This is a genomic window from Acinetobacter sp. P1(2023) (assembly GCF_028367635.1).
In the GTDB taxonomy this organism is placed as follows: Bacteria; Pseudomonadota; Gammaproteobacteria; order Pseudomonadales; family Moraxellaceae; genus Acinetobacter; species Acinetobacter pittii_E.
The window spans coordinates 200,593-214,251 of the sequence record NZ_JAQNDD010000001.1; the positions used below are offsets into that span (position 1 = coordinate 200,593).

At 38.8% G+C, this 13,659-nt stretch carries 15 protein-coding genes; all 15 read right to left on the reverse strand.

Annotated features, from left to right (window positions below):
- Positions 1–127: 127 nt before the first annotated feature.
- The 15 genes from POD11_RS00875 to POD11_RS00945 all read right to left on the reverse strand — a co-directional run bounded on the left by POD11_RS00875 (position 128) and on the right by POD11_RS00945 (position 13,647).
- The gene (locus POD11_RS00875) at positions 128–1,846 is read right to left on the reverse strand and encodes an acetyl/propionyl/methylcrotonyl-CoA carboxylase subunit alpha (protein ID WP_262456279.1); all 1,719 of its coding nucleotides are present in this window, start codon (positions 1,844–1,846) and stop codon (positions 128–130) included.
- The gene (locus POD11_RS00880) at positions 1,846–3,429 is read right to left on the reverse strand and encodes an urea amidolyase family protein (RefSeq protein ID WP_262455993.1); all 1,584 of its coding nucleotides are present in this window, start codon (positions 3,427–3,429) and stop codon (positions 1,846–1,848) included. Before POD11_RS00880 ends, POD11_RS00875 begins: the two co-directional genes overlap by 1 nt.
- Positions 3,430–3,461: 32 nt before the next feature.
- Positions 3,462–4,277, reverse strand: coding sequence for a putative hydro-lyase (locus POD11_RS00885; RefSeq protein WP_262455994.1), 816 nt, complete (start codon positions 4,275–4,277; stop codon positions 3,462–3,464).
- A gap of 2 nt (positions 4,278–4,279) precedes the next feature.
- Positions 4,280–5,044: a LamB/YcsF family protein gene (locus tag POD11_RS00890; protein ID WP_000496076.1), complete on the reverse strand. Its 765-nt coding sequence runs from the start codon at positions 5,042–5,044 to the stop codon at positions 4,280–4,282.
- Positions 5,045–5,078: 34 nt separating this feature from the next.
- Positions 5,079–6,332: an NRAMP family divalent metal transporter gene (locus tag POD11_RS00895; protein ID WP_224992589.1), complete on the reverse strand. Its 1,254-nt coding sequence runs from the start codon at positions 6,330–6,332 to the stop codon at positions 5,079–5,081.
- A gap of 297 nt (positions 6,333–6,629) precedes the next feature.
- On the reverse strand, positions 6,630–7,541 hold the full coding sequence (gene mumR, locus POD11_RS00900; RefSeq protein WP_262455997.1) for a LysR family transcriptional regulator MumR: 912 nt from the start codon (positions 7,539–7,541) through the stop codon (positions 6,630–6,632).
- Positions 7,542–7,637: 96 nt separating this feature from the next.
- A complete protein-coding gene (locus tag POD11_RS00905; protein WP_262455998.1) occupies positions 7,638–8,582 on the reverse strand; it encodes a DUF4424 domain-containing protein in 945 nt (314 codons plus the stop codon).
- A 124-nt stretch (positions 8,583–8,706) separates the two neighbouring features.
- Positions 8,707–9,051 carry a hypothetical protein gene (locus POD11_RS00910; protein ID WP_032055899.1) on the reverse strand — a complete coding sequence of 115 codons (345 nt, stop codon included), beginning with the start codon at positions 9,049–9,051 and terminating at the stop codon, positions 8,707–8,709.
- A 310-nt stretch (positions 9,052–9,361) separates the two neighbouring features.
- Positions 9,362–9,820, reverse strand: coding sequence for a hypothetical protein (locus POD11_RS00915; RefSeq protein WP_239969097.1), 459 nt, complete (start codon positions 9,818–9,820; stop codon positions 9,362–9,364).
- Between the two features lie 250 nt (positions 9,821–10,070).
- Positions 10,071–10,265 (reverse strand): hypothetical protein, encoded by a 195-nt coding sequence (locus tag POD11_RS00920; protein WP_224992585.1) that lies wholly within the window; start codon positions 10,263–10,265, stop codon positions 10,071–10,073.
- Positions 10,266–10,438: 173 nt separating this feature from the next.
- A complete protein-coding gene (locus POD11_RS00925; RefSeq protein ID WP_262455999.1) occupies positions 10,439–10,756 on the reverse strand; it encodes a hypothetical protein in 318 nt (105 codons plus the stop codon).
- Positions 10,757–10,884: 128 nt separating this feature from the next.
- Complete coding sequence (locus tag POD11_RS00930) at positions 10,885–11,577, reverse strand: hypothetical protein (RefSeq protein WP_262456000.1); 693 nt, start codon at positions 11,575–11,577, stop codon at positions 10,885–10,887.
- 2 nt (positions 11,578–11,579) lie between these two features.
- Positions 11,580–11,837 (reverse strand): hypothetical protein, encoded by a 258-nt coding sequence (locus POD11_RS00935; protein ID WP_262456001.1) that lies wholly within the window; start codon positions 11,835–11,837, stop codon positions 11,580–11,582.
- Positions 11,838–11,855: 18 nt separating this feature from the next.
- The gene (locus tag POD11_RS00940) at positions 11,856–12,137 is read right to left on the reverse strand and encodes a hypothetical protein (RefSeq protein ID WP_262456002.1); all 282 of its coding nucleotides are present in this window, start codon (positions 12,135–12,137) and stop codon (positions 11,856–11,858) included.
- A gap of 214 nt (positions 12,138–12,351) precedes the next feature.
- Positions 12,352–13,647: a serine hydrolase domain-containing protein gene (locus POD11_RS00945; protein WP_262456003.1), complete on the reverse strand. Its 1,296-nt coding sequence runs from the start codon at positions 13,645–13,647 to the stop codon at positions 12,352–12,354.
- Positions 13,648–13,659 lie beyond the last annotated feature (12 nt).

Here is a 13,659-nt window from a genome sequence, read left to right on the forward strand (position 1 = left end):
GGCGCTATTTTTCAAGTTGAAAATGGTTAACGCGTATGATGAAAAGCGTTAACTCAGTTAATCAATAAGTATTAGATTTGACCACATTAAAGTCGCGCTCAATTAGGCCAAATCTCTTATTTAAATCTCAATTAATGCTAGCAATCACAGTTTCTGCATGACAGGTCGCGCCTTTCTCTGCACTAATCTGAATAACACCACTGCGATGCGCCAGTACCTGCACTTCCATTTTCATAGCTTCCATAATGGCAACCACTTGCCCTTCTGTCACTTGCTCACCATTTTCAACTTTCCAAGCGCTAATCACACCATTAATTGGAGCAAGTAAATGCTCGGCACTCACTTCTGGCTCGGCAGTTTGTGCCTGAACTGCGGTGGCTGGGCCTTGTGCAAACATGCCCGCAGGTAAACCTAAACGGTGTAACTTGCCATCAATTTCAATGTAGCTCAGCAACATCGGTTGTTGATGATTTGGAATGCCTCGTTTAGTTGGCTTTAACTCTTGTTTAAAATCGTTTTCGATCCAGCGTGTATGGACATTAAATTCATCAGTAAAGTCTGGTTCGTTGAGTACCGCGCGGTGAAAATCTAGAACAGATGCCACACCTTCAATTTTAAATTGCTTTAATGCACGTTTGGCGCGGGCAATTGCAACTTCACGGGTTGGACCAGTCACAATCAGTTTTGCCATCAGTGAATCAAAATGACTAGACACTAAAGAGCCAGTCCGAACACCTGTATCAACCCGTACTCCATGACCAAACGGCGCTTCAAATAAACTCAACACACCAAAGGCTGGAATAAAACCACGTGCTGGATCTTCAGCATTAATACGAAACTCAATTGCATGTCCTTGTGCTTTTGGTGTTTCCTTAATAGAAAGCACTTCACCTTGTGCTACGCGAATTTGCTCAACCACCAAATCAACTTTTGAGGTTTCTTCGGTCACTGGGTGTTCAACTTGCAAACGGGTATTTACTTCTAAGAATGAAAGCTTGTCATCACGACTCAGTAAATATTCAACTGTACCCGCACCCACATAGTTTGCGGTCTGACAAATGTTTTTTGCCGAGGTTAAAATTTGCTGGTAAATCTCATCGCTAATAAAAGGCGCTGGAGCTTCTTCGACTAACTTTTGGTTACGGCGTTGTAACGAGCAATCACGTGTACCCAGTACTACAATGTTTCCGTGCTGATCGGCAATCACTTGCGCTTCTACATGGCGCGGTTTATCTAAATATTGCTCGACAAAACATTCACCACGACCAAAAGCAGCTTTTGCCTCTCGTACTGCCGACTCATAAAGCTCTTTGACTTCTTCGAGTTTCCACGCGACTTTTAAGCCGCGGCCACCGCCACCAAACGCCGCTTTAATGGCAATCGGCAAACCAAACTGTTTAGCAAACTCTAAAGCTTCATCTGCATTATTGAGTGGATCTTGCGTACCTTGAACTAACGGTGCACCAACCGAAGCAGCAATTTTACGTGCTTCGATTTTATCACCTAGTTTTTCAATGGCACTTGGTGATGGCCCGACCCATTTTAAGCCCGCATCAATCACAGCTTGAGCAAATTCGGCACGCTCAGATAAAAAGCCATAACCTGGATGCACCATAGTGGCTTTCGACTTTTTTGCAACTTCGATAATCGCTGGAATATTTAAATAGGTTTCGCTGGCAGTTGCTCCCGCCAAGCCCCATGCTTCATCAGCAAGTTCGACGTGCATGCTGCCAATGTCGTCATCTGCATATAACGCGACCGAAGCAATGCCCATATCACGGCAAGCATGAATAATACGAACGGCAATTTCACCACGGTTAGCAATCAATAATTTTTCTGTATTCATCATTCATTCTCAAAATCTGTAAATTCGGCAATTTTTTTAAATTTGATACGGCAACCTGCCGGAATCTGTGCCACCAAGTCCCAATGGTGTTTAGCAATAGAAGCAATGACCGGATATCCGCCCGTTAAAGGGTGATCATTCATAAACAAAACTGGCTGCCCACTCGGTGGAATCTGTAAAGCACCAATGCATGTGCCTTCACTTTCCAGTTCATGGGTTATTTTGCGGGTCAAAGGCTGCTCACCTGAAAGTCTTAGCCCAACTCGGTTGCTTTCATTGGTCACGAGCCATTCTTGCTGACACAGTAGTTCAATACTGTCTTGTTCAAACCAGTCTGTGCGTGGCCCCATCACAATATCTAGCTCAACGACTTCGCCAGCTTGCGGCAAGTCACTTTTGCCCACTTCATTTACGCTAATGTTGGCTGCTTTGACCTGCCCTTGATAAATAGTATCTCCAAGCTTTAATGGTTCTGGGCCTAACACAGCCAAGCTGTCAAACGAAGCACTATTGAGTACTGGCTCAACGTCTATACCGCCACGAACTGCCAAATAGTTTCTTAAGCCTGCCGTCGGTGGCTGAATTTGAAATTCATCGCGTTCATCCAAATCAATCGGTTGATAGCTTGCAAAGTCTGCGGTTTGCCCGTCGGCAAATTTCACACGAATGTTTGAAATAGCACCTGCAACTGCAATAACACCTGCATGCTGCATTTTGGCTTTTAGGCCGCCATTTAAAACTTCAATGACAGGTGTGTCGGTTGGGTTACCCACGATACGGTTAGCACTATGCATGGCAGATAAGTCCATTGCACCCGCCACTCCAACCCCAATATTGGTCTGGTTTAAGCGCCCTTCATCTTGAATAAGCATTTGTAAACTTGGTGCAGTGATCGTAAATAACGGCACAGATTGTTTCGGCTCAACTGTACGCGTGATTTGCTGTGGTACATTTACAGTTGTTGGACTATGCGTGACATCTTCAAAATGTACGGTCATGCCCGGTAACAGCAAAGCTGGATTTTTCCGCTCTAAATCCCACATTTTTTCCGAGGTAGTACCAATGAGCTGCCAGCCACCTGGGCTGTCTTTTGGGTAAATACCAGAGTATTTTCCAGCCAAGCCCAAAGAGCCTGACGGTATTTTTTTACGTGGAACTGTTAAACGTGGAATATCGGTAAAAGGCTTATCGGGACTGCTCATATAAGCAAAGCCCGGCGCAAAACCAATAAAAGCCACATTCCACACGCTTTGGTGATGTTTTCTAATTACATCAGCCACAGACAAACCTTGTAGTTCTGCAACCTGTGCAAGGTCTTCGCCATCGTAACGAATCGGCACAATCACTTCTTGGCTGCTACGCTCAAATCCAGAATCAATTTTGAGCCTTTGAATTGAAGCAACCAGCGTTTTAAAGTTAGTTTCGATCTCGTTAAAAAAAACCAAAATTGTTTTTGCAGCGGGGACTAAGTCTTTAATTCCATTCAATTGCGTATTTTGCAATTTATTGTACAACGCCAAAGTTTCTTCAAGGCTCGTAAGCTCAATCAGAAAACAATCGGCGTTTACCGATAAAAAACGCATTTGCTTATCCTTTTAATTCTTCTTTAGCCCAATTAGCCAATCCAAGCACGGTCAGGAATGTCGGTAATAAACATGTGACCCGGTGCATGACTAATCGCAAAAGGAATTTTCGAGTTCATAACAGCTGCTTGCGGTGTTACCCCACATGCCCAAAACACTGGAATTTCACCTGCTTCAATACGAGAAGCATCACCAAAGTCAGGCTTGTTTACATCCAAAATTCCTAAGCTTTCAGGGTGACCAATATGTACAGGTGCGCCATGCACACTTGGCATACGTGAGGTAATTTTTACTGCTTCACTAATTTGATGCGATGGAATGGGCCGCATAGAAACGACCATGTTTCCTGAAATACGCCCTGCTGGTTCACACTTGATATTACTTAAATACATCGGCACATTGGTGTCGTCATGAATATGACGAACTTCAATCCCCGCTTCTTGCAAAGCAGTTTCAAACGAAAAACTACAGCCAATTAAGAAAGTCACCAAATCAGGATGGGCGTTGTAAATCTCGCTCGCATCGGTCACTTCATCGACCATTTCGCCATCTTTCCAAATACGATAACGTGGAAAGTCGGTTCGGATGTCTGAATCTGCCGCAAGCTTAGTTGCATAGATGCCTTCTTCGAGCACATCAAGTACCGGACAGCTTTGCGGGTTGCGATGTGCATAGAGTAAAAAGTCATATGCCCACTCTTTTGGCACCGAAATCATGTTGACCTGTGTCATGCCAGCCGCCATCCCTGCCGTTGGTTTATCAAAACCTGCACGGATTTTTAAACGTGCATCTAATGCGGCTTCGAGCTGAGCTGGGTCGACTTTAATATCCTTATACATTGTGCTCATCCTTATGCTTTATTTACAAACGGGCGTATTTCAATATTATTTTTTACAAGCTCGGCTTTAATGGCTGCCGACATCTCTAGCGCACCGTCGGTGTCGCCATGTAAGCAAATGGTGTCGGCTTGAATTGGGGTAAATACACCGTCAATTGACTCAACCCCACCATTTTTAAGCATAGACACCACACGGCTCGCAACAAATGCCGAGTCGTGTAAAACCGCACCTTCTAGACGGCGAGATACCAGTGAACCATCGCTGTTATAAGCACGGTCTGCAAATGCTTCTGACACAACTTTTAAACCAGCGGCACGTGCCTGCTCTACCAAATTCGACCCAGCTAAAGCCACTAAAACCAGCTCAGGGTTATACATTTTAATTGCGTCAATTACTGCTGCTGCCTGAACTTGATCATGTGCAATGGTGTTATAAAGTGCGCCATGCGGTTTAACGTATTGCACTTTTGAGCCTGCTACTTTAGCCAAGCCATCGAGTGCAGAAATTTGATAAAGCACATCGGCAATGAGTTCGTCACGCGACAAATCCATATTACGGCGGCCAAAGCCTACAAGGTCTGGATAAGACACGTGAGCGCCAATAGTCACACCCAGCTCAACAGCTTTACGAACCGTTTTTAAAATGCCGAGCGGGTCGCCAGCATGGAAGCCACAAGCAATATTGGCACTGGTCACGACAGGTAAGATCTGATCATCATTACCCATTTTCCATGAGCCAAAGCTTTCACCCAAATCACTATTTAAATCTACAAACATGGCATTATTCCTTTATCACTTCACGCAGTCTGGCTTAGAGCTTGGTCAAATAGTTAAACACTGTCGTAAACGACATATAGCCCATCCACCACGTCAACAGACATGTTAATCCACCCAAAATAAGCAACCATTTTGGATAGTTATAATTACCCATTAAATCTTTACGGCATGCAGCAACATACACAAAAATTGTAAGACCAATTGGCAACACCAAACCGTTAAAACCACCTACAAAAATGAGTAGACCTGCCGGAGTTGCACCCAATACCACATACAGCAATAAAGCCAATGCAATAAAGGTAATGGTCGTATAGTTGGTTTGCTTTGGGGTTAAGTTCTTTTTAAACGCAGTAAAGAATGACACTGAAGTATATGCTGCGCCAATGGTGCTACTAATCCCTGCTGCCCAGAAAATTAAACCAAATAATTTAAAGCCAAATGTACCCGCTGCATATTGGAATGCTTGAGCTGCCGGATTGGCGTCATGGCTGGCTAAATCAATCGTTGCACCGCTCACCACCACACCAAGAAAAGCCAAGAACAGCACATAGCGCATGATACCGACCACAACAATACCCTTGGTCGCAGCTCTAGCAACTTCATCAATATTTTCAGGGCCAACCGCGCCTTTATCGAGTAAACGGTGTGCACCCGCGTAGCAGATATAGCCACCCACTGTACCGCCGACAATGGTAGTAATAATGGCAAAGTCGATTTGATCTGGAGCGAAGGTTTGATGTACAGCTTGCCCCACAGGAGGCATTACAATAACGGCCACAATAATAATTAGTAGGATTTTAAGTAATCCCAACACAATCATGCTTTTATCCATGGCAAGCGTTGCTTTTCTTGATGCAAAAATCAAAATGGCTAACGCACCACTTAAAATACCGCCCCACTTTGTGTCTAAGCCAAAAAGTGCATTTAAGCCTAAAGCTGCACCTGCAATGTTACCGACACTAAAGAAAAAACCACCTAAAATCACCAAAAACGCCAGTAAATATCCACTACCCGGTAATGCTTTATTGGCAATATCCGATGCACGCATTTGGGTCAGTGTTACCACTCGCCAAATATTTTGTTGAACCACATAATCAATCAGAATGGAAACTAAAATGGCAAAGCCAAATGCCGCACCTAACTTGACTGTAAACACAGCAGTTTGGGTTAAAAATCCTGGCCCCATTGCAGAGGTCGCCATCATAAAGATCGAGGCCACAATGGCCCATTGGCGATCTGATAAAAAAGAAGATTTCAGTAAAGACATATTAATGCGTTCCTCATCCATTTGAGCTTAACAACGCTATTTTCAAGTTGAACCAAGAACACCATTTTTGTCCTAAACGATATTCTTTAATCCTTTAAAATGACAAAGATTCCCTGTTCCCCAATCAACACAATCGGTGATCAAATCTTGTAGCTAAAATAAAAACATAGCTAATCCCTACGGACAATAAGACTTTTTACCTTAATTCAAAAATACAAGTAATTGATTTTAAATATTTTATTCTTTAGTAAAAAATCAAGATAAGCTCTACTTATTGAAGTTAATAAGCTGCCTTTATTGTTTTACATACAAAACAGCTTATTTTTTTATTTGCTCATTGAGGCTTTTCATAGCACTTTCCGAGACCTTAACCGCCACATCAGTCAATTTTTCTTTCAAAGCCACATCGTTTCCTTGAATATAGATCGAGGTGAAATGAAAGGTTTTTAACTGAATAGGCGTATTTAATATTTCTAGTCGCCCATCGGTAATTTCTTTTAACGCCGTCAAGGTGGGCACCACAGCAATACCTAAGCCCTGCTCAGCTAAACGCAAAAGAGTTGCCAATGAATAACTGGTAATTGAAAGTGGTTCATCAATTCCCTGTTCTTTCATTCGGGCTTTTAATTCTTTATAGGGATAAGTAATTTTTGGATAAGTTAAAATGGTATGTGACATGAGCGTTTTAAAAGACATTTGAGCAACTCCGCCTTTAAATGACGGTGATGCCAAGAAGCTTAGTTCAAAGTCACACAAAGTCTGTTCAATACATTCAAAAGCTAAAGTTGGCCCAAGCAAGAATGCCATGTCTAAGTCGCCTGTCCGAACGCCTTCTTGTAAGTTAGGCGTAAGGTCTACCACAATTTCTACTGAAATTTTTGGGAACTCTTGTTGAACCTTTTCGATATATTCGACCAACCATGTATAAACAATAGTTTCGGAAACTCCCAAACGAATGGTGCCCGTCAGGTGCTGGTTTTCTGTTAGTTCTGCGACCAGATCTGTTTCTAGGCGCATAAATTTTTCGGCGTACTTAAATAAAGTTAAGCCTTTATGAGTCGGCTTAAACTGTCGATAGTTTCGATCTAAAACTTTAAAACCCAATTCATTTTCAAGAGATGTGATTTTTTGAGAGACCGCAGGCTGGGTGGTTTGTAATTTAGTCGCAGCCTTATTGAAGCTATTTAAAGTCACAACCCAATAAAATGCTTCCAGATTCTTTAAATTCACGTGTCATCCTGTCTTAAAAAACTTCCCTACTTTTATAGTATGGGAGTTGTTAGCGTGATTAGGCTACCCATTTATGCATTTTTATTTGAGTTTGGCCTATTTCACTCTCACAAAAATAATATCCAAATCTTTTTTAGGCACAAACTTGGTTTTGATCATTTGAAATTGAGTTCGGCTAATCTTTTTAACTGATCCATCCCAACAAAATGAAACCAGTTCATCTTTATCTCGCTCAATAGTGAGCTTAAAGTTTTCAATCGGCTTTGCCCAATTTGCACCCGTCGTCAAAATATAGCCCAAAGCACTAAACGGCGAATTTTCTGCACTGGCTTTTTTTAAGCCTTGCTTAAATTGTTTATCCATACAAAATTGCTGGTTATATTCATCTGGATAGAGAGCAACAGAACCACCCACCAAAGGTTTATATTCATGGTGAATTTTAGTCAAACTATTGGCTTTAAAGGTTTGTTTCCAGCTATAGATCACTTGAGATGACCAAGGAATTACATCATCTTTTTTAAAATTGGCTAAAATTTTCTGTATCTGTGGCTTATTACATCGTTTTAGCTTATCTACATAATATTCATAATCATAGTTATTACGTAACCACGGGTTTAACATATCTTTTTCACTAAACCCACACTGCTTAAATTCTTCTGTGGTATCAATCAGAGGTGATTTTTCATCTTTTTGAATAAACGTTCGCACATGCATCTCTGGTTTTATATTTTTACCATCTACCACAATCTTAAAACTTTTTAAAAGATGTTCGGTATGGGCAAAATCAGACTCAAAGAAATTATCAATACGCGGTAGCGGAAATAAGATCGTTTCTGTTACGTCCTTATTGCTTAAATTTTTATAGGCGTAGTCAACCTTAACCAGTTTTTTACTAATAAATAGATCTTCACTGTGCATGGCAATCTGCGAATTTTTGAGATATTGAATCCCACCTGTACCGACGTAACCGGTAGAATCATTGGCTAAACCATAGGTTGATAACTGACCCAAAACAGCAAAGGTTATTGCAAACTTTTTCATTTTAAAGTGCTCTATATCATTTTCTAATTATGAAATGTCGAACTGCAATAAAGCATAACTGTTTAAGCGTAAAAACTGTTAGTCTTTTAGTGATGACTCATATATCTCTATAAACTCTAATTTTTTAGTGAAAACTTAATTTCTGCCTCGTCATCTTTTTAGGCACACTAATTTTCCCAATAAAATTGGTTAGCCATAAAATGCATTCGTCACGGTATTCAAAATGAGGAATTAAACTGAGGTCAATTTTTATATCTCTATCGGCTACAGGCAAACTCAGACAATATTCAAAGTCGATAGAATTATATTTTAACTTCAGATCTTTTTCTTCAGCCTGTTTTTTGATTTCCGCCATAATACGGTTGAGATTAACAATCAAATTATTTGAAACTTGATTATTCTCATAAACACGTTCATAGACGTTCTCAGCAACGTCTATATATTTTATAAGCTCTGCGTTTTCATTCATATCGTTCATGCTCTCTTTTTTTAAAGATTATGAACAGCTAAATGTTTCATTGCGTTACGTGGCACATAGCTTATGTGAAAAATGTATATTTTTCTTTACCAAAAAATATAACTAAGATTTTGAAATTTAAAAACAATTAATCAGTATGTGCACATTTGTATACATTTAACATTTACTTAAAGATAGCTTTAGGGAAAGTAATAAATTGTGTTATAGCTATTTACAGGCAAAAAAAACCGCCCCAGAAGGCGGTCGCTGAGTTAAAACCAGCAGTATATAGAAGTAAGGTGGACATTCACTTCTATATTCTTTATGAAGGAGTTTTATTGGTTTTAATAAAATCCTCAGATTTAAAATAATTGATAATCATGTCTGCATGCTCTTCTTTTGGAGGAGTAACAGTCATAGGAAACGCATCTTTCGACATCTTAAAACCTGGTGGTAAAAAGTGTGAAATTGGCGGTAATTTAGGTTTTCCACCTTCTGTGATTCGCTCAATAAAACCAGCTAACCAAAGAAGATATTCCCCTTCATTTGCGAACTTTGGCATAACACTCAGATCAATTTGAACCTTGCACTCACTTAACGGCTTGGTTAAGTTTTCTTCAAAGTCTATATAGTTGAATTTGAGCTTAAACTCTGTTCCTTTAATAGCTTTTCGAATCTGACTAATTAAACAGTTAAGGTTCTGAGTAATGTCATCAGTGAATAAGCTATCTTTTTTTATATTTTTATAAACCTTTTCGGCTACAGCTAGATACTTTGGCATTAACCTCTCTCCGTACTATTGTTATAAAGTGCTGATCTATGAATGTTTTATGACTTTGATTATGCTTAAAGATATGTAAGTAAAGGTAACCTTATTAGCTTGGTTTGTAAGTAGTTAAAGCTTTATGTAAAGTGCACCAAAAAAACACCGAAAAAAATTATGGTTTTGATAACTCCTCCACAAAATAAACGCTTGAATAGAGATACTTTGAAATATTTTCTTTCATATTGATTTTTACCATTTGGTAAAATTAATATGTTTTCATCTGCTTATCACGTCGGACTAAACCAAGAACAGCTCTACGTACTCTTATTTCATCTTCGGAAAAAGGGAGATGGACTGTAAGTTCGTAAATTGAGAGAGAATTATTTTCTATCAAAAAGCAGTCTTGCTCTGTCGTCCAATGAGAAGTGGTTGTTGGAACTTGTTTAAGATAACGTTTCATATTTCCTAGCAGATCTGTTTGCACATATAAAAAGCCTGCCTTTGGGGCAAGCTTAGTTTAAATTTTGTGGTGATCATTATTATAGCAGTCTGTAGATAATATGTTCAGTTAATATTGTAGCTACCCTAACTAAATATTATAAAAAAGCCCACGCTCTGTGGGCTTCTTAATTGTTATTGCGCGGCATTTACCCCAACAATAAACTGGCTACAATGAGATCCTTCAGAGGCGTTACCTAATTGCTTTTCAGAGAATTTAAATTTAGAGGCAACTGACTCGTAATTTTTTTTAAGGCTTTGGCCTGTTAGCTCACCAAGTTCTTTCACTTGCTCTGGTTGCAAGATGCCATGTTCAACTGCTTGGTTTACCATGACACATGCTGTGGTCATTGCGTCATAACGTGCAGCAGTTTTAGAGTAGCCTAGAGCACCGATTACTCCACCCACAACCAAACCAATAATCACCGCTAAAGTTACGTGCATTTTATTCATTTTTTAAATACCTAAAAATCTAACTAAAAGAGGAACACTTCAAAAGGAGGTGTTCAAGTCCAATTAGGATAGCCGCATTTACAGGTTGTAAAAAGTTAGATTCTGTCACATTTATTGATAGAAAAAAATCAGTCCTTTCTACTTCGCTTTTGTTTTTTGCTTGGTACTTTTATAGGAATAGTCACCTTACCCGTACCTAATCCGCGGAAAAAATAATTAATGATATATAAGAATAAAAGCCCAAAATAAAAAATCGGGAAAATACTAAATAAGCTGACTGCTATTTCCCAGAACATCACCCCCACTCTGTAATTATAACTAAATGCTATAAGTCCACCTTTACGTCTAGGTCTGTGCTGAGTAATATCATCCTCAATAAAGTGAAAAATTCCCATGACAAAACAACCAGCAAATGTACTTGAGACTAAAGTCTTTTTAATTAGAGGCTTTTCTAACCACGGGTATTTTTTTGAAGATTCAAATTCGGCTTTAAAAAAGAATTTATAAATTTCTTCTTGATAAGCTTTGTTGATCCCGTGTTCTTTAATGAAAAAATAGCATACTGCACAGCCTAAAAAGAACATGACTATGGTTATGTAAATGCTATAGAGAATCGTAAAAAACGGTAATGGCCCTTTCGTACCAACAGTCACATGCATAATTTGTGTGATGTATTGATATAGCTCGTACTGCCATTCATTTTTTGGATAAGCAGGAAATACAAATAAAGGAATAATAAAAAGAATAGAGCATAAGACTATATTTCCTTTGTTTTCCTTACCTTTCAGTGCAAGCGTAGAAAGAAAATTTTTAGAAGCCATATCTATATCTTACAATTTGGAATCATGTGCTTAGCTTTATAAAACTCATCAAAAGCCTTCATATCATTTAACCATGGGGTTATAGTTTCTAGATAAAGTTGATTGATATTTTTTGATGCCGATAACCTTGGTGAAGAATAATTTTCTTGCTGAATTTTTTGATTATATTGTTGTACAAACATAAGCTTTAAACATAGTCCACGAATGCCCTTATTACCAAAATATGAATACTCAGAATATTTATTTAAGACATCTTTCATTTCTTTAGAGTCACCATTTCAAGTGTAAAATGAACTTAATCCATTCAGATCTTTAATATATATCTCATCATTAATTGGATTTAACTCTAGGCCTTCTTTTAAAATAATACTGTTTATTTCCACTTCATCAGATAAGTCCATCCAAAAAAAAGAAGCCATGACCTCTTCTGAAAATCTTATTCTGGCTTGCTCTGTATCCTTAGGATATACAATAAAAAAATAATACAATCCTAGAAAAATAATAAAACCTAATATGATAGAAAGTAATCTCCAAAAATTAGTACCTTTTATAATATTCATAACAATTCATTTGAATTAATAAATGTGAGTGAACTTTACTGCGTGTTTTAGATTAAATCAAAAAAGAGAGAGAGAAAAATTTCTTTGGATGAAATATATAATTATTTTATTTGTGCCCTTTCCTGTTGAAAAGAGCACTTTTAAAGGGAACTTTTAGATATTTCCAAGCTATCAAGTTAAAATTTAGTGACTGCCTAAGCCATAGAAAGATCGCTTATTTTTTCTGGGTAAGATGCTGAGTTACTGCATTAAAAAATAAGCTTTTTTCATTATCAAGTTGGGCAGAAGGCATTGCAGTTTCCCATGTACTCCACTGCATCATTACAATCTTATCTTTAGGGTTAATAGCTAGCATCTGCCCAAAGATACCCAATCCCCAAAAAGTGGCATCAGAATTTTGAGTCGTTAATGGTGAACCTTTTTTGGCGTGTGAGTTCCACCATTGAAAACCATATATTCCGTTTGGATAGTTTTCAGAGATAGAACCTTTCGCTTGATTCCATGCAGTTGCTTGTGCGGTCCAACCAGCAGGTAACATTTTTTCGCCATTAGAAACACGCCCTTCATTCAATATAAATTGTCCGAAACGTGCGTAATCACGCAAAGTTGCATTAAACCCATGGCCACCCATATCAACTTGATTGCGGGTATAGGACTGCCAAACACCTTCTCGCTCCATACCTACCCGTTTCCAGATAGTGTTTTCAAGATATTTAGCAATATTTTCATGGGTTGCAGCTTCTAAGACTTTACCCACCAGATATGCACCACCTGTGCTATATGACCATACCGTTCCTGGTTTATATTTAGATTTTAAATTTTTCACATTTTTATAGACACAAGCATCTGGATCCTTAGCTGCTTCACAATAAGTCATTTTTGCAAAATCTGAATTTGGATCTTTATAGTTTTCATTCCATTCAACACCTGAGGTGTGTTGTAACAGTTGTTTTAATGACACTTTTTCCCAAGCAGTTCCTTTCAAATCAGGTAAATATTGAATGATGGGATCATCTACCGATTTGATTTTACCTTGTTGAATAGCGACTCCTATCAGTGTTGCCACAATAGACTTAGCAACTGAACGAGAAGTCCATAGAGTTGTCTCATTATTGCCTTGGCCGTAGTATTCATAAGCAACTTTGCCATCTTTTAATACAATTAGACCTGCCACACTTTGGCTTTTTAAGTAATCATTTAAATTATAGTTTTTCCCGTCTACCGAATAATGAATATCCTTATTTTTTATACTGTTCTTTAATTTTGGTAGTTCAAGCACGTTTTTCTTATCAGGATGAAAAACACTGCCATCATAACTACGGAAGGTATTTCGAAAGCCAACCACCCTTTGTTGTTGTGTCCATGTCAACATATCATGTGGATCAGGTAATTTTTTATCAACTGTGGTTGGACAGTCTGTTAGTTCAAGCTGCTGACAACTATATTCAGCGCAAGCGACACTACTGACGAATAGACCTGTGAATAGCAGGCTCATTTTTGTAATCTTCATCTCTTTTTTCCC